Here is a 14908-nt window from a genome sequence, read left to right on the forward strand (position 1 = left end):
CAAATGCCTCGTAAAGGTCCTGTTTCCAAACGTGACGTGTTACCAGATCCAATTTATAATTCAAAACTAGTAACTCGTTTAATCAATAAAATGATGGTAGATGGTAAAAGAGGTACTTCTCAAAAAATCTTATACGGAGCTTTCGAATTAGTGAAAGAACGCTCAGGTAAAGATCCACTAGAAGTATTCGATGCTGCATTAAACAATGTAATGCCAGTTCTTGAAGTACGTGCTCGCCGTGTAGGTGGTGCTAACTATCAAGTGCCAGTTGAAGTACGCCCAGAACGTCGTACAACTCTTGGTCTTCGTTACCTAGTAAACTACTCTCGTCTTCGTGGCGAAAAAACAATGGAAGAACGTCTAGCTAACGAAATTCTAGATGCTTCTAACAACACTGGTGCATCAGTTAAAAAACGTGAAGATATGCACAAAATGGCAGAAGCGAACAAAGCATTCGCTCACTACCGTTGGTAATCACAATTTAATCTTAATCCATTATGGAAGGAGAAAGACCGCATGACTAGAGAGTTCTCCCTTGAGAATACTCGTAATATTGGAATCATGGCTCACATTGATGCTGGTAAAACAACAACAACTGAGCGTATCCTTTATTACACTGGTAAGATTCATAAAATCGGTGAAACTCACGAAGGTGCTTCTCAAATGGACTGGATGGAGCAAGAACAAGAACGTGGTATCACTATCACTTCTGCTGCTACAACAGCTCAATGGAAAGGTCACCGAGTTAACATCATTGACACACCAGGACACGTAGACTTCACTGTTGAAGTTGAACGTTCTCTTCGTGTACTTGATGGTGCTGTGACTGTTCTTGATGCACAATCAGGAGTAGAACCACAAACTGAAACAGTATGGCGTCAAGCTACAACTTACGGCGTACCACGTATTGTATTCATCAACAAAATGGATAAAATCGGTGCTGACTTCTTATATTCTGTAAAAACATTACATGAACGTCTAGAAGCTAATGCTCATCCAATCCAATTACCAATCGGTGCAGAAGATGAATTCCATGCAATCATTGACCTTGTAGAAATGAACGCTACTTTCTACAAAGAAGGCGATGATGGTTCAAATGCAGAAGTTAAAGAAATTCCAGAAGAATATAAAGCACAAGCTGAAGAATATCATGAAAAATTGATTGAAGCTGTAGCTGAACTTGATGAAGATTTAATGGAAAAATACTTCGCTGGTGAAGAAATCACTAAAGAAGAACTTAAAGCTGCTATTCGTAAAGCAACTTTGAGCGTTGAATTCTACCCTGTAACTTGTGGTACTGCATTCAAAAACAAAGGTGTTCAATTAATGCTTGATGCAGTAATTGATTACCTTCCAGCTCCAACAGACGTTGCTGCTATTAAAGGTACTTCTGTTGATGGCGAAGAAGAAATCGTACGTCACTCATCTGATGAAGAACCATTCTCAGCATTAGCATTCAAAGTTATGACTGACCCTTATGTTGGTAAATTAACTTTCTTCCGTGTGTACTCAGGTGTTCTTGAATCAGGTTCATACGTACAAAACTCTACAAAAGGTAAACGTGAACGCGTAGGTCGTATCCTACAAATGCACGCTAATTCTCGTTCAGAAATTGAAAAAGTATATGCTGGGGACATTGCAGCTGCTGTAGGTCTTAAAGCTACTACTACTGGTGATACTCTATGTGACGAAAGTAACCTAGTTATTCTTGAATCAATGGAATTCCCTGAACCAGTTATTTCTCTTTCTGTAGAACCAAAATCTAAAGCTGACCAAGATAAAATGGGACAAGCTTTACAAAAACTACAAGAAGAAGACCCAACTTTCCGTGCTCACACTGACACAGAAACTGGCCAAACAATCATCTCTGGTATGGGTGAACTTCACCTTGATATTATCGTTGACCGTATGAAACGTGAGTTCCACGTTGAAGCTAACGTAGGTGCTCCTCAAGTATCTTACCGTGAAACTTTCCGTACTGGTGCTCAAGTTGAAGGTAAATTTGTACGTCAATCAGGTGGTCGTGGTCAATACGGTCACGTTTGGATCGAGTTTGAACCAAACGAAGAAGGTAAAGGTTTCGAATTCGAAAATGCTATCGTTGGTGGTGTAGTTCCTCGTGAATACATTCCAGCTGTAGAAGCAGGTCTTCGTGATTCTTTACAAAATGGTGTCCTTGCTGGATTCCCATTAATCGATATTAAAGCGAAATTATTCGATGGTTCTTACCATGATGTCGATTCAAACGAAATGGCATTCAAAGTTGCTGCTTCAATGGCTCTTAAAAACGCGGTTTCTAAATGTAACCCAGTTCTATTAGAACCAATTATGAAAGTAGAAGTTGTAATGCCAGAAGAATACCTTGGTGATATCATGGGTAACATTACTTCTCGCCGTGGTCGCGTAGAAGGTATGGAAGCTCGCGGTAATGCTCAAGTTGTTCGTGCAATGGTTCCACTTGCTGAGATGTTTGGTTATGCAACAACTTTACGTTCAGCTACACAAGGTCGCGGTACATTCTCAATGGTATTTGACCATTATGAAGAAGTTCCAAAATCTATCGGTGAAGAAATCATTAAACAAAACAAAGGTGAATAATATTAATTCAATTTTTTAATTGAATTTTACCTATTTATCAAGTATAAATAACATGTAAGCTATGTAATCTTCAGGAAGTAGGGCCCTGCTATCCTGAGGTGCATAACTATAAACTAAAACTTAAATCCCTGAGGAGGCAATTTTAAAATGGCTAAAGAAAAATTCGACCGTTCTAAAACACATGCTAACATTGGTACAATCGGACACGTTGACCATGGTAAAACTACTTTAACTGCTGCAATCGCAACAGTTCTTTCTAAAAAAATGGGTGGGGAAGCTAAATCATACGATCAAATCGATAACGCTCCTGAAGAAAAAGAACGCGGTATCACAATCAACACTTCTCACATCGAATATGAAACTGAAACTCGTCACTATGCTCACGTTGACTGCCCAGGACACGCTGACTATGTTAAAAACATGATCACTGGTGCTGCTCAAATGGACGGCGGTATTTTAGTAGTATCTGCTGCTGATGGCCCAATGCCTCAAACTCGTGAACATATCCTATTATCTCGTCAAGTAGGTGTTCCTTACCTAGTAGTATTCTTAAACAAATGCGATATGGTAGATGACGAAGAATTACTTGAATTAGTAGAAATGGAAGTTCGTGACTTACTTTCTGAATACGACTTCCCAGGCGATGATGTTCCTGTAATCAAAGGTTCTGCTCTTAAAGCTCTTGAAGGCGAACCAGAATGGGAAGAAAAAATCATCGAATTAATGGATGCTGTAGATTCATACATCCCAACTCCAGAACGTCAAACTGATAAACCATTCATGATGCCAGTCGAAGACGTATTCTCTATCACTGGTCGTGGTACAGTTGCTACTGGTCGTGTAGAACGCGGTCAATTAAAAGTCGGCGATGTTGTTGATATCGTAGGTATCGCAGAAGAAACTAAACAAACAACTGTAACAGGCGTTGAAATGTTCCGTAAATTATTAGACTACGCAGAAGCAGGCGATAACATCGGTGCTTTACTACGTGGTGTGGCTCGTGAAGATATCCAACGTGGTCAAGTATTAGCTAAACCAGGTTCAATCACTCCACATACAACTTTCAAAGCTGAAGTTTATGTATTATCAAAAGAAGAAGGTGGCCGTCATACTCCATTCTTCTCTAACTACCGTCCACAATTCTACTTCCGTACAACTGACGTTACTGGCGTAATCACTCTACCAGAAGGCGTAGAAATGGTAATGCCTGGCGATAACGTTGAAATGAACGTAGAACTTATTCACCCAATCGCTATTGAAGAAGGTACTAAATTCTCAATCCGTGAAGGTGGCCGTACTGTAGGCGCTGGCGTTGTATCTTCAATCTCTAAATAATTTTAGTTTTTAAAGATCATTCGCTTTATGAAACCATCCCGAGTGCACACGGGATGGTTTTTTTATTGGTTATAAGAAGTTTATGCATATATGAATTAAGATATTAATATATGCTATATAATTTTGTTCTATCATTTATTAATCGATTTAAGAATATAACTATATTTTGATTTAGAAGATCGTTTTTAAAACTTTTTATTTTCTAAGAAACATAACCCCTGAAAAAATATAAAAAACATAAACAAAATAATTGTCAAAGTGAATAATTTTTTATATACTGTAAAGCGTGAAAAAAGCAGTAATAAGAAGAGTGGAGAAAATCTATAACATTGAAAAGAATTTCGTGAAATCTCTTGCTTATTTTTAATCTTTTATGTATAATATTGAATGTTGGTCTTTGACTGCGATGAAGCGGGAGGTTGCCGGCACACCCGGCCGCATTGCCATGGCGCGTGTGTGGGAAATTTCCGTGGAGAATGTCTAGGGAATAGGCGAAAAGGAGGGAAAATAATGGCAAAACAAAAGATTCGCATTCGTTTAAAAGCGTATGATCATAGAATTCTTGATCAATCTGCTGAGAAAATTGTGGAAACTGCTAAACGTTCAGGTGCTAGTGTATCAGGTCCGATACCACTACCAACTGAAAAATCTGTTTACACTATTCTTCGTGCAGTTCACAAGTACAAAGATTCTCGTGAACAATTTGAAATGCGCACGCATAAACGTCTAATCGATATCGTTAACCCAACACCACAAACTGTTGATGCGTTAATGAAATTAGATTTACCATCAGGCGTTGATATTGAAATCAAACTATAATGGTAAAAAGTATAATAAAATCCCAAATATTTTAGGAGGTGTGACTAATGACCAAAGGAATCTTAGGTAGAAAAATCGGTATGACGCAAGTTTTTGCTGAGAATGGTGATTTGATCCCTGTAACTGTTGTTGAAGCTGCTCCAAACGTAGTACTTCAAAAGAAAACAGCTGAAACAGATGGCTACGAAGCAATCCAAATCGGTTTCGAAGATAAACGTGAAAAACTTTCAAACAAACCTGAAAAAGGACATGTAGCTAAAGCAAACACTACTCCTAAGCGCTTCATCCGCGAAATTCGCGATGTAAACTTAGCTGAGTACGAAGTTGGTCAAGAAGTCAAGGTTGAAATTTTCGCAGAAGGCGATGTAGTAGATGTAACAGGTGTTACTAAAGGTAAAGGTTTCCAAGGTGTTATCAAACGCCACGGACAATCTCGTGGTCCAATGGCCCACGGTTCTCGTTACCACCGTCGTCCTGGTTCAATGGGTCCAGTTGCTCCGAACCGCGTATTTAAACAAAAAAAATTACCTGGTCAAATGGGTGGCAACACAGTAACAATTCAAAACTTAACAATTGTTAAAGTTGATGCTGAACGTAACTTGCTACTTATTAAAGGTAATGTTCCTGGTTCTCGTAAAGCATTAGTAACAGTTAAATCTGCTATTAAAGCTAATTAATTTTCCGAAGAAAGGAGGAAACAGGAATGACAAAAGTTAACGTACTTAGTCAAACAGGTTCTTCTGTAGGTGAAATCGAACTAAACGATGCGATCTTCGGAATTGAACCTAATCAATCAGTATTATTTGACGCTGTAATCGCTCAACGCGCTTCACTTCGTCAAGGTACACATAAAGTTAAAAACCGCTCTGAAGTTTCTGGTGGTGGTCGTAAACCATGGCGTCAAAAAGGTACAGGTCGTGCTCGTCAAGGTTCTATCCGTTCTCCACAATGGCGTGGCGGTGGTACTGTATTCGGTCCTACACCTCGTAGCTACAGCTACAAACTTCCTAAAAAAGTTCGTCGCTTAGCTCTTAAATCAGCATTATCTTCAAAAGTTGCTGAAACAAACTTCGTAGTTTTGGATGCTCTAAAACTAGATGCACCAAAAACAAAAGATTTCGTAAAAGTTCTTACTGATCTTTCTATCGAATCTAAAGCATTATTCGTAACTGCTGATCTAGATGAAAACGTAGCATTATCTGCTCGTAACATCCCAGGTGTAACAGTTCTAACTGCTGCTGGAATCAACGTTCTTGATCTTGTAGGTCATGATAAAGTTGTATTCACTCAAGCTGCTGTACAACAAGTTGAGGAGGTGCTTGGTTAATGGAAGCACGTGAAGTATTAAAACGTCCTGTCATTACTGAGCGTTCTTCAGAACAAATGGCAGAAAACAAATATACTTTTGAAGTTGACACTCGTGCCAACAAAACAGAAGTAAAAGACGCTGTTGAAGAAATCTTTGGCGTGAAAGTTGAAAAAGTCAACATCATGAACTACAAAGGTAAATTCAAACGTGTCGGTAAATTCGGTGGTTACACAAACAAACGTCGTAAAGCAATCGTTAAATTAGCTGAAGGCGAAATCGAATTATTCGAAATGTAATCGTTCAATATGAACAATAAAGAAGGAGGGAACACAAATGGCGATTAAAAAGTATAAGCCTACCTCAAATGGTCGTCGTAATATGACATCATCTGACTTTGCTGAGATTACTACTAACAAACCTGAAAAATCATTGTTAGAATCTACAAAACGCAAAGCTGGTCGTAATAACCAAGGTAAAATCACTGTTCGTCATAATGGTGGTGGCCACAAACGTCAATACCGTGTCATCGATTTCAAACGTTTGAAAGATGGCATTCCAGGACGCGTTGCTACTATCGAGTATGATCCAAACCGATCTGCAAACATCGCATTAATTAACTATGCTGATGGTGAAAAACGTTACATCCTAGCACCAAAAGGTCTAGAAGTTGGAATGACAATTGTATCTGGTCCAGAAGTTGATATTAAAGTAGGTAACGCTCTACCACTATCAAACATCCCAATGGGTACAACAATCCACAATATTGAAATGAAACCTGGTAAAGGTGGTCAACTAGTACGTTCTGCTGGTACATCTGCTCAAATTCTAGGTAAAGAAGATAAATACGTAATCGTTCGTCTTCAATCAGGCGAAGTTCGTATGATTCTAGGTACATGCCGCGCTACTATCGGTGAAGTTGGTAACGAACAACACGAACTAATTCACCTTGGTAAAGCTGGTCGTACTCGTTGGTTAGGCAAACGCCCAACTGTTCGTGGTTCTGTAATGAACCCTAACGATCACCCACACGGTGGTGGTGAAGGTAAAGCTCCTGTAGGACGTAAATCACCAATGACTCCATGGGGTAAACCAGCACTTGGTTACAAAACTCGTAACAAGAAAAACAAATCCGACAAACTTATCATTCGTCGTCGTAAAAAATAATGTGATTAGACTACGGTTCAATGAGAGAACCGTGGTGAAATCACGGAGGGAGGTTCCAAAATGGGTCGTAGCTTGAAAAAAGGACCTTTTGTTGATGAACACTTAATGAAAAAAGTGGAAGCTCAACAAGATTCAGAAAAAAAACAAGTGATCAAAACTTGGTCTCGCCGCTCTACAATCTTCCCGAACTTTATCGGTTTAACAATCGCTGTATATGATGGACGTAAACACGTGCCTGTATACGTGACTGAAGATATGGTAGGTCATAAACTAGGCGAATTTGCACCAACTCGTACTTTTAAAGGACATGGTGCAGATGATAAGAAAACTTCAGTACGCTAATTTGAGGGGAGGTAAATCCTGATGCAACAAGCTAAAGCTATTGCTCGCACAGTTCGAATTGCTCCTCGTAAAGTCCGCTTAGTAGTTGATTTAATTCGAGGCAAGCAAGTTGGCGAAGCAGTTGCAATTTTACGCCATACTCCAAGAGCAGCATCTCCTGTAGTAGAAAAAGTGTTAAAATCTGCAGTCGCTAACGCTGAACACAATTATGATTTAGACGTTAACAACTTAGTAATTTCAGAAGTATTCGTTGACGAAGGTCCAACATTAAAACGTTTCCGTCCACGTGCTCAAGGACGTGCAAGCGCAATTAACAAACGTACAAGCCACATTACAATCGTGGTATCTGAGAAGAAGGAGGGATAATACGTGGGACAAAAAGTACATCCAATAGGATTACGTGTCGGTGTCATTCGTGACTGGGAATCTAGATGGTACGCAGAAAAAGACTATGCTACATTACTTCACGAAGACATTAAAGTTCGTAAATTCATCGAAACTAGTTTAAAAGAAGCATCGGTTTCTAAAGTTGAAATCGAACGTGCTGCAAATAAAATCAACATTACAATTAGCACTGCGAAACCAGGTATGGTTATCGGTAAAGGCGGTACTGAAGTTGAATCACTTCGTAAAAACCTTAACGAAATGACTGGTAAACGTGTACACATCAACATCGTTGAAATTAAACGTGCTGATCTTGATGCAAAATTGGTAGCTGAAAACATCGCTCGCCAATTAGAAAACCGTGTATCATTCCGTCGTGCACAAAAACAAGCAATTCAACGCACAATTCGTGCAGGTGCTCAAGGTATTAAAACTCAAGTATCTGGTCGTCTAGGTGGCGCTGATATCGCTCGTGCTGAACACTACAGTGAAGGAACTGTTCCGCTTCATACTCTTCGTGCTGACATTGATTATGCTCATGCTGAAGCTGACACTACTTATGGTAAATTAGGTGTTAAAGTATGGATCTATCGCGGTGAAGTCCTTCCAGTTAAGAAGAACTCTGTGGAAGGAGGCAAATAATATGTTATTGCCAAAACGCGTTAAATACCGTCGTGTACACCGTGGCAAAATGCGTGGTGAAGCTAAAGGCGGTACTGAAATTGCATTCGGTGAATTTGGTTTGCAAGCTCTTGAAGCTAGCTGGATCACTAACCGTCAAATCGAAGCTGCACGTATTGCTATGACTCGTTATACAAAACGTGGCGGTAAAGTTTGGATTAAAATCTTCCCACACAAACCATACACTAAAAAGCCTCTTGAAGTACGTATGGGTTCAGGGAAAGGTGCTCCTGAAGGTTGGGTAGCCGTAGTAAAACCAGGTAGAATTATGTTTGAAATCGGTGGCGTTTCAGAAGAAATCGCTCGTGAAGCACTTCGTTTAGCATCACATAAATTACCTGTTAAATGTAAGATTGTTAAACGTGAAGAAATTGGTGGTGAATCTAATGAAAGCTAATGAAATCCGTGAACTTACAACTGTAGAAATCGAAGTAAAAGTAAAATCACTGAAAGAAGAGCTTTTCAACCTTCGCTTCCAATTGGCGACTGGTCAATTAGAAAACACAGCTCGCATTCGTGAAGTACGTAAAGCGATTGCGCGAATGAAAACTGTGATTCGTGAAAGAGAAATCAGTGCAAATAACTGATAAAGAGGAGGTTTGCAAGCATGACTGAGCGTAACCAACGCAAAGTTTACACAGGCCGAGTAGTTTCAGATAAAATGGACAAAACAGTCACTGTTATGGTTGAAACTTACAAAAAGCATTCGCTATATGGTAAACGTGTAAAATACTCTAAAAAGTTCAAAGCGCATGATGAAAACAACGAAGCTAAAGTTGGAGATATCGTACGCATTATGGAAACTCGTCCGCTATCAGCTACTAAACGCTTCCGTTTAGTTGAAGTTGTAGAAAAAGCGGTTATTATCTAATAAAATTCGGAACAACATAGTCCGAAGGGAGGTAACCTAAGTGATTCAACAAGAAAGTCGTTTGAAAGTTGCCGACAACTCAGGTGCAAAAGAAGTATTAACAATTAAAGTACTTGGTGGTTCTGGACGTAAAACAGCTAACATTGGTGATGTGATCGTTTGTACAGTTAAGAAAGCAACACCAGGTGGCGTTGTCAAGAAGGGCGATGTAGTTAAAGCTGTTATCGTTCGTACAAAAAGCGGTGTTCGTCGCAAAGACGGTACTTACATCAAATTTGATGAAAACGCATGTGTAATCATTAAAGATGATAAATCACCACGCGGAACACGTATTTTCGGACCAGTTGCACGTGAATTACGTGACAATAGCTTCATGAAGATCGTTTCATTAGCTCCGGAAGTTCTTTAATTACATGAAAGTGCCAATCAAGGAGGTGCGACAGAATGCATGTTAAAAAAGGCGACAAAGTAATGGTTATTACAGGAAAAGATAAAGGTAAAACAGGTGTGATCCTAGCTGCTTTTCCTAAAAAAGACCGTGTGTTAGTTGAAGGTGTTAACATTGTTAAAAAACACGTGAAACCAAACCAACTTAATCCACAAGGTGGAATTGTCAGCCAAGAGGCAGCAATTCACGTTTCGAACGTAATGCTAATTGATCCTAAATCTGGCGAGCCGACTCGCGTAGGTTATAAAGAGGAAAATGGCAAAAAAGTTCGTGTAGCAAAAAAATCAGGTGCAGTAATCGATAAATAAGTTTAAAAGAGAAGGGAGGTACAAACATGAACCGCCTAAAAGAAAAATATGAAAACGAAGTTTCTAAAGCTCTTATGAGCAAATTCGAATACACTTCAACTATGCAAGTACCAAAAGTTGAAAAAGTCGTTATCAATATGGGTGTTGGTGACGCAGTTCAAAACTCTAAAGTTCTTGATGCAGCTGTAGAAGAATTAACATTAATCACTGGTCAAAAACCAGTTATTACAAAAGCTAAAAAATCAATCGCTGGTTTCCGTCTTCGTGAAGGTATGCCAATCGGTGCAAAAGTTACATTACGTGGTGAACGTATGTATGACTTCTTGGACAAATTAATTTCTATTTCTCTTCCACGTGTACGTGACTTCCACGGTGTTTCTAAAAAAGCATTTGATGGTCGCGGTAACTATACTCTTGGTGTAAAAGAACAATTAATTTTCCCTGAAATCGACTATGATAAAGTTTCAAAAGTACGCGGTATGGATATCGTTATCGTTACTACTGCGAACTCTGATGAAGAAGCTCGCGAGTTGTTAACACAATTCGGTATGCCATTCCAAAAATAATATAGGGAGGCGAGAACGTGGCTAAAAAATCAATGATCATTAAACAACAACGTGGTTCAAAGTTCAAAGTTCAAGAATATACTCGTTGTGAACGCTGTGGCCGTCCACATTCTGTATACCGTAAATTTAAACTTTGCCGTATTTGTTTCCGTGAACTTGCTTATAAGGGACAAATTCCTGGCGTTAAAAAAGCCAGCTGGTAATCCCCTAATTTGGGAAGGAGGTAAATTGTAATGACTATGACAGATCCAATTGCAGATATGCTTACACGCATTCGTAATGCTAACATGGTCCGTCACGAAAAATTAGAGCTTCCAGCTTCTAATATTAAAAAAGAAATCGCTGAAATTCTTAAGCGTGAAGGTTTCATTCGTGACGTTGAATATGTTGAAGATGACAAACAAGGTATTATCCGTATCTTCTTAAAATACGGTCAAAATAACGAACGTGTTATTACAGGTTTAAAACGTATTTCTAAACCAGGTCTACGCGTTTACGCTAAAACTAATGAAGTACCTAAAGTGTTGAACGGTCTAGGTATCGCTTTAGTATCAACTTCACAAGGTTTATTAACAGACAAAGAAGCTCGCGCTAAAAAAGTTGGCGGCGAAGTTCTAGCATACGTTTGGTAATTAGCAACAAAAGAATGGAGGTGCAACATTAAATGTCTCGTATAGGTAAAAAGCCAATCGAGGTGCCTGCAGGTGTTACTGTATCAATTGATGCTGATAACGTAGCAACTGTAAAAGGACCAAAAGGCGAATTAGTTCGTGCTTTAAATAAAGATATTAAAATCGAACAAGAAGGTAATGTGATCTCTTTAACACGTCCTTCTGAATCTAAAGAACATCGTACAAACCACGGTACAACTCGTGCGTTACTAGCTAACATGGTAACAGGTGTATCTGAAGGATTCGCTAAATCTTTAGAATTAGTTGGGGTTGGTTATCGTGCTCAATTACAAGGTAAAAAACTTGTATTGAACGTTGGTTACTCTCACCCAGTTGAATTCACACCAGAAGATGGATTAGAAATCGAAGTACCATCTAACACTAAAGTGGTAGTTAAAGGTATTTCTAAAGAAAAAGTTGGAGCTCTTGCTTCAAACATCCGTGACGTACGTCCACCAGAACCTTATAAAGGTAAAGGGATCCGTTACGAAGGCGAATATGTTCGCCGTAAAGAAGGTAAAACAGGTAAATAATGCTGCCTAAGCATTAGAAAGGAGTGACCCTTTGTGATTACGAAACAAGATAAAAATCAAGTTCGTAAAAAACGTCATGCTCGCGTACGTGCTAAAATTTCAGGTACAACACAACGTCCACGTTTAAATGTTTACCGTTCAAATAAACACATCTACGCTCAAATTATTGACGATACTCAAGGCGTAACACTTGCTTCAGCTTCAACTATGGATAAAGATTTTGAAGGTACTGCAAGCAATGTGGAAGCTGCTACAAAAATTGGTGAAACAATCGCTAAACGTGCTGCGGAAAAAAACATCAAAGCTGTTGTATTTGACCGCGGTGGTTACTTATATCATGGACGCGTAAAAGCTTTAGCTGAAGCTGCTCGCGAAAACGGTTTAGAATTTTAATAAGAAGGAGGTACACTTTTCATGGGTCTTAATATTGACGCAAACAATCTAGAACTTGAAGAACGCGTTGTTACTATCAACCGCGTTGCTAAAGTTGTAAAAGGTGGACGTCGTTTCCGCTTTACTGCATTAGTTGTAGTTGGAGATCGTAATGGCCATGTAGGTTTTGGTACAGGTAAAGCTCAAGAAGTACCTGATGCTATTCGTAAAGCTGTTGAAGATGCGAAGAAAAACCTAATTGAAGTTCCACGTGTAGGTGGTACTACACCTCACTTAGTAATTGGTAACTTTGGTGCAGGTCATATCATGATTAAACCTGCTGCTCCTGGTACAGGTGTTATCGCTGGTGGTCCAGTACGTGCCGTACTTGAACTTGCTGGTATTACTGATATTCTTTCTAAATCTTTAGGTTCAAACACACCAATTAACATGGTACGTGCAACTATTAAAGGTTTATCTGAACTAAAACAAGCTGCAGAAGTTGCAAAACTTCGTGGTAAATCAGTAGAAGAATTACTAGGTTAAGGGAGGGAAATAACATGTCAAATAAACTAGAAATTACCCTCACTAAAAGTTTAATTGGAGCTAAACCAGCTCAACGTAAAACTATCGAAGCATTAGGCTTACGTAAATTACATCAAACTGTTGAACACAATGACAACGAAGCTATTCGCGGTGCGATTACTAAAGTTGCTCATTTAGTGACAGTTACTGAAAAATAATTTTAAATTTAATAACAAGGAGGTGCCATCTAATGAAACTTCATGAGTTAGAACCAGCTGCTGGTTCACGTAAAGAACGTAACCGTGTAGGTCGTGGTATTGCCACAGGTAACGGTAAAACTTCTGGTAGAGGTCAAAAAGGTCAAAAATCACGTTCAGGCGGCGGTGTACGCCCTGGATTTGAAGGTGGTCAAAACCCAATCTTCCGTCGTTTACCAAAACGTGGATTCACTAACATTAACCGCAAAGAATACGCTATCGTAAATCTTGACGCGTTAAATCGTTTTGAAGAAGGCACAGAAGTTACACCAGCTTTACTTGTTGAAACTGGCGTTGTGGGTAAAGAAAAAGCAGGTATCAAAGTTCTAGGTAATGGATCACTTGATAAAAAGCTTACTGTTAAAGCTCATAAATTCTCTGCGTCTGCACAAGCAGCAATTGAAAATGCCGGCGGAAACATTGAGGTGATTTAATGTTTCGAACAATCTCTAACTTTATGCGCGTGAGAGATATAAGAAATAAAATCATTTTCACCCTTTTGATGTTGGTTATTTTCCGTATAGGATCATTCATTCCAGTACCAAATGTAGATGCTGAAGTATTACAACAAACTGATCAATATAGCTTGGTTGGTTTCTTGAATACTTTTGGCGGTGGAGCTCTTAAAAACTTCTCTATTTTTGCGATGGGGATTATGCCTTATATTACGGCATCAATTATTGTTCAACTGTTACAAATGGATGTTGTGAAGAAGTTCACCGAGTGGTCAAAACAAGGTGAAGTTGGTCGACGTAAGATTGCCCAATTTACACGTTACTTTGCAATTATTCTTGCTTTTATTCAATCAATCGCTATGTCTTACGGTTTTAACCGTATGTACGGCGGTTCATTGATTAGAGAAGAAGGAGTAATGACTTACCTCACAATTGCAATCGTGTTGACTGCTGGTACAGCATTCTTATTATGGCTAGGCGAACAGATTACAGAAAAAGGTGTTGGAAATGGTATTTCCATTATCATCTTCGCTGGGATCGTTGCTGCATTACCAAATACAGTGAACCAAATTTACGCTCAGCAGTTTGAAAATGCTGGTAGCCAATTGTTTATCAACATTGTCACACTTGTCGTGATTGCTTTAGCAGCCCTTGCAATTGTAATTGGCGTTATTTACGTTCAACAAGCGAATCGTAAAATTCCAATCCAATATGCAAAAGGTTCTGGAGCACAACGTGGAGCACAACAATCTCATCTTCCATTGAAAGTTAACTCTGCTGGGGTTATTCCAGTAATCTTCGCAGTCGCATTCCTCGTGACACCTCGAACGATTGCTACTTTCTTTGAAGACACTAAAGTAACACAATTTATTGAAAAAACGTTTGATTATGGTCAACCAATTGGTATGATCTTATACGTTGCGTTAATTATTGCGTTTGCGTATTTCTATGCGTTTGTTCAAGTAAATCCAGAAAAGGTTGCAGATAATCTGAAGAAGCAAGGTGCTTATATACCAGGTATTCGCCCAGGTAAAAGTACGCAAGATTATTTAACAACTGTTTTATATCGCTTAACATTTGTAGGGTCGATTTTCTTAGCAGTAGTGGCAGTTCTTCCAATTTTGTTTATCAATATTGCTAATCTTCCACAATCTGCACAAATTGGCGGTACTAGTTTACTAATCGTAGTAAGTGTTGCACTAGAAACGATGAAACAACTAGAATCACAACTTGTAAAACGACACTATAAAGGTTTTATGAAATAATAGTT

The 14908-nt window shown here is 39.0% G+C and carries 25 protein-coding genes; all 25 read left to right on the plus strand.

Going from position 1 to position 14908, the window contains the following annotated elements:
- Nucleotides 1-3 precede the first annotated feature (3 nt).
- The 25 genes from rpsG (at nt 4) to secY (ending at nt 14903) form a co-directional block, all read left to right on the plus strand.
- On the plus strand, nt 4-474 hold the full coding sequence (rpsG, locus tag CEF14_RS14775) for a 30S ribosomal protein S7 (protein ID WP_102693540.1): 471 nt from the start codon (nt 4-6) through the stop codon (nt 472-474).
- Between the two features lie 42 nt (nt 475-516).
- Nucleotides 517-2598 (plus strand): elongation factor G, encoded by a 2082-nt coding sequence (gene fusA, locus CEF14_RS14780; RefSeq protein WP_102693541.1) that lies wholly within the window; start codon nt 517-519, stop codon nt 2596-2598.
- A gap of 147 nt (nt 2599-2745) precedes the next feature.
- Nucleotides 2746-3933, plus strand: a complete 1188-nt coding sequence (gene tuf, locus CEF14_RS14785) for an elongation factor Tu (protein ID WP_102693542.1) — start codon at nt 2746-2748, stop codon at nt 3931-3933.
- A gap of 510 nt (nt 3934-4443) precedes the next feature.
- Complete coding sequence (rpsJ, locus tag CEF14_RS14790) at nt 4444-4752, plus strand: 30S ribosomal protein S10 (protein ID WP_004233624.1); 309 nt, start codon at nt 4444-4446, stop codon at nt 4750-4752.
- Between the two features lie 47 nt (nt 4753-4799).
- Nucleotides 4800-5429 (plus strand): 50S ribosomal protein L3, encoded by a 630-nt coding sequence (rplC, locus tag CEF14_RS14795; protein WP_102693543.1) that lies wholly within the window; start codon nt 4800-4802, stop codon nt 5427-5429.
- Nucleotides 5430-5455: 26 nt separating this feature from the next.
- Nucleotides 5456-6079: a 50S ribosomal protein L4 gene (gene rplD, locus CEF14_RS14800; protein ID WP_102693544.1), complete on the plus strand. Its 624-nt coding sequence runs from the start codon at nt 5456-5458 to the stop codon at nt 6077-6079.
- Entirely contained in the window at nt 6079-6357 is a 279-nt protein-coding gene (gene rplW, locus CEF14_RS14805) for a 50S ribosomal protein L23 (protein WP_102693545.1), read from the plus strand. Before rplD ends, rplW begins: the two co-directional genes overlap by 1 nt.
- 37 nt (nt 6358-6394) lie before the next feature.
- Nucleotides 6395-7225 (plus strand): 50S ribosomal protein L2, encoded by an 831-nt coding sequence (gene rplB, locus CEF14_RS14810; RefSeq protein ID WP_102693546.1) that lies wholly within the window; start codon nt 6395-6397, stop codon nt 7223-7225.
- A 60-nt stretch (nt 7226-7285) separates the two neighbouring features.
- Nucleotides 7286-7567 (plus strand): 30S ribosomal protein S19, encoded by a 282-nt coding sequence (gene rpsS, locus CEF14_RS14815; protein ID WP_102693547.1) that lies wholly within the window; start codon nt 7286-7288, stop codon nt 7565-7567.
- Between the two features lie 21 nt (nt 7568-7588).
- Nucleotides 7589-7933 (plus strand): 50S ribosomal protein L22, encoded by a 345-nt coding sequence (gene rplV, locus CEF14_RS14820; RefSeq protein WP_102693548.1) that lies wholly within the window; start codon nt 7589-7591, stop codon nt 7931-7933.
- Nucleotides 7934-7936: 3 nt separating this feature from the next.
- Nucleotides 7937-8593, plus strand: coding sequence for a 30S ribosomal protein S3 (rpsC, locus tag CEF14_RS14825; protein ID WP_102693549.1), 657 nt, complete (start codon nt 7937-7939; stop codon nt 8591-8593).
- A 1-nt stretch (nt 8594) separates the two neighbouring features.
- Complete coding sequence (gene rplP / locus CEF14_RS14830) at nt 8595-9029, plus strand: 50S ribosomal protein L16 (RefSeq protein ID WP_102693550.1); 435 nt, start codon at nt 8595-8597, stop codon at nt 9027-9029.
- Complete coding sequence (gene rpmC, locus CEF14_RS14835) at nt 9019-9219, plus strand: 50S ribosomal protein L29 (RefSeq protein ID WP_102693551.1); 201 nt, start codon at nt 9019-9021, stop codon at nt 9217-9219. Before rplP ends, rpmC begins: the two co-directional genes overlap by 11 nt.
- Before the next feature lie 20 nt (nt 9220-9239).
- Nucleotides 9240-9503, plus strand: coding sequence for a 30S ribosomal protein S17 (gene rpsQ / locus CEF14_RS14840; protein ID WP_102693552.1), 264 nt, complete (start codon nt 9240-9242; stop codon nt 9501-9503).
- Between the two features lie 40 nt (nt 9504-9543).
- A complete protein-coding gene (rplN, locus tag CEF14_RS14845) occupies nt 9544-9912 on the plus strand; it encodes a 50S ribosomal protein L14 (protein WP_102693553.1) in 369 nt (122 codons plus the stop codon).
- 35 nt (nt 9913-9947) lie between these two features.
- Nucleotides 9948-10259, plus strand: a complete 312-nt coding sequence (gene rplX, locus CEF14_RS14850) for a 50S ribosomal protein L24 (RefSeq protein WP_102693554.1) — start codon at nt 9948-9950, stop codon at nt 10257-10259.
- A 26-nt stretch (nt 10260-10285) separates the two neighbouring features.
- Nucleotides 10286-10825, plus strand: coding sequence for a 50S ribosomal protein L5 (gene rplE / locus CEF14_RS14855; protein ID WP_102693555.1), 540 nt, complete (start codon nt 10286-10288; stop codon nt 10823-10825).
- 17 nt (nt 10826-10842) lie between these two features.
- Nucleotides 10843-11028 carry a type Z 30S ribosomal protein S14 gene (locus tag CEF14_RS14860; protein WP_068450148.1) on the plus strand — a complete coding sequence of 62 codons (186 nt, stop codon included), beginning with the start codon at nt 10843-10845 and terminating at the stop codon, nt 11026-11028.
- A gap of 30 nt (nt 11029-11058) precedes the next feature.
- Nucleotides 11059-11457, plus strand: coding sequence for a 30S ribosomal protein S8 (gene rpsH / locus CEF14_RS14865; protein ID WP_102693556.1), 399 nt, complete (start codon nt 11059-11061; stop codon nt 11455-11457).
- Nucleotides 11458-11489: 32 nt separating this feature from the next.
- Nucleotides 11490-12029: a 50S ribosomal protein L6 gene (gene rplF / locus CEF14_RS14870; RefSeq protein WP_102693557.1), complete on the plus strand. Its 540-nt coding sequence runs from the start codon at nt 11490-11492 to the stop codon at nt 12027-12029.
- Nucleotides 12030-12062: 33 nt separating this feature from the next.
- On the plus strand, nt 12063-12422 hold the full coding sequence (gene rplR, locus CEF14_RS14875; RefSeq protein WP_102693558.1) for a 50S ribosomal protein L18: 360 nt from the start codon (nt 12063-12065) through the stop codon (nt 12420-12422).
- Between the two features lie 21 nt (nt 12423-12443).
- Nucleotides 12444-12947: a 30S ribosomal protein S5 gene (rpsE, locus tag CEF14_RS14880; RefSeq protein WP_102693559.1), complete on the plus strand. Its 504-nt coding sequence runs from the start codon at nt 12444-12446 to the stop codon at nt 12945-12947.
- Nucleotides 12948-12961: 14 nt separating this feature from the next.
- Nucleotides 12962-13144, plus strand: coding sequence for a 50S ribosomal protein L30 (gene rpmD, locus CEF14_RS14885; RefSeq protein ID WP_102693560.1), 183 nt, complete (start codon nt 12962-12964; stop codon nt 13142-13144).
- 32 nt (nt 13145-13176) lie between these two features.
- Nucleotides 13177-13617, plus strand: coding sequence for a 50S ribosomal protein L15 (gene rplO / locus CEF14_RS14890; protein ID WP_102693561.1), 441 nt, complete (start codon nt 13177-13179; stop codon nt 13615-13617).
- Complete coding sequence (gene secY / locus CEF14_RS14895) at nt 13617-14903, plus strand: preprotein translocase subunit SecY (RefSeq protein WP_102693562.1); 1287 nt, start codon at nt 13617-13619, stop codon at nt 14901-14903. Before rplO ends, secY begins: the two co-directional genes overlap by 1 nt.
- The last annotated feature ends 5 nt before the right edge of the window (nt 14904-14908 follow it).

It is taken from the genome of Rummeliibacillus pycnus (assembly GCF_002884495.1).
GTDB classification, from domain to species: Bacteria; Bacillota; Bacilli; order Bacillales_A; family Planococcaceae; genus Rummeliibacillus; species Rummeliibacillus pycnus.

Excerpts from the sequence above, each read along its gene's own strand:
- rplD (WP_102693544.1), top strand. The coding sequence starts at position 5,456 with ATGACAAAAGTTAACGTACTTAGTCAAACAGGTTCTTCTGTAGGTGAA.
- rpsQ (WP_102693552.1), top strand. The coding sequence starts at position 9,240 with ATGACTGAGCGTAACCAACGCAAAGTTTACACAGGCCGAGTAGTTTCA.
- rplF (WP_102693557.1), top strand. The coding sequence starts at position 11,490 with ATGTCTCGTATAGGTAAAAAGCCAATCGAGGTGCCTGCAGGTGTTACT.
- rpmC (WP_102693551.1), top strand. The coding sequence starts at position 9,019 with ATGAAAGCTAATGAAATCCGTGAACTTACAACTGTAGAAATCGAAGTA.
- rpsJ (WP_004233624.1), top strand. The coding sequence starts at position 4,444 with ATGGCAAAACAAAAGATTCGCATTCGTTTAAAAGCGTATGATCATAGA.
- rplW (WP_102693545.1), top strand. The coding sequence starts at position 6,079 with ATGGAAGCACGTGAAGTATTAAAACGTCCTGTCATTACTGAGCGTTCT.
- rpsE (WP_102693559.1), top strand. The coding sequence starts at position 12,444 with ATGGGTCTTAATATTGACGCAAACAATCTAGAACTTGAAGAACGCGTT.
- rpmD (WP_102693560.1), top strand. The coding sequence starts at position 12,962 with ATGTCAAATAAACTAGAAATTACCCTCACTAAAAGTTTAATTGGAGCT.
- rplE (WP_102693555.1), top strand. The coding sequence starts at position 10,286 with ATGAACCGCCTAAAAGAAAAATATGAAAACGAAGTTTCTAAAGCTCTT.
- rplV (WP_102693548.1), top strand. The coding sequence starts at position 7,589 with ATGCAACAAGCTAAAGCTATTGCTCGCACAGTTCGAATTGCTCCTCGT.
- rplX (WP_102693554.1), top strand. The coding sequence starts at position 9,948 with ATGCATGTTAAAAAAGGCGACAAAGTAATGGTTATTACAGGAAAAGAT.
- rpsG (WP_102693540.1), top strand. The coding sequence starts at position 4 with ATGCCTCGTAAAGGTCCTGTTTCCAAACGTGACGTGTTACCAGATCCA.
- rplP (WP_102693550.1), top strand. The coding sequence starts at position 8,595 with ATGTTATTGCCAAAACGCGTTAAATACCGTCGTGTACACCGTGGCAAA.
- rplB (WP_102693546.1), top strand. The coding sequence starts at position 6,395 with ATGGCGATTAAAAAGTATAAGCCTACCTCAAATGGTCGTCGTAATATG.
- rpsH (WP_102693556.1), top strand. The coding sequence starts at position 11,059 with ATGACTATGACAGATCCAATTGCAGATATGCTTACACGCATTCGTAAT.
- tuf (WP_102693542.1), top strand. The coding sequence starts at position 2,746 with ATGGCTAAAGAAAAATTCGACCGTTCTAAAACACATGCTAACATTGGT.
- rpsS (WP_102693547.1), top strand. The coding sequence starts at position 7,286 with ATGGGTCGTAGCTTGAAAAAAGGACCTTTTGTTGATGAACACTTAATG.
- fusA (WP_102693541.1), top strand. The coding sequence starts at position 517 with ATGACTAGAGAGTTCTCCCTTGAGAATACTCGTAATATTGGAATCATG.
- rplO (WP_102693561.1), top strand. The coding sequence starts at position 13,177 with ATGAAACTTCATGAGTTAGAACCAGCTGCTGGTTCACGTAAAGAACGT.
- rplC (WP_102693543.1), top strand. The coding sequence starts at position 4,800 with ATGACCAAAGGAATCTTAGGTAGAAAAATCGGTATGACGCAAGTTTTT.
- secY (WP_102693562.1), top strand. The coding sequence starts at position 13,617 with ATGTTTCGAACAATCTCTAACTTTATGCGCGTGAGAGATATAAGAAAT.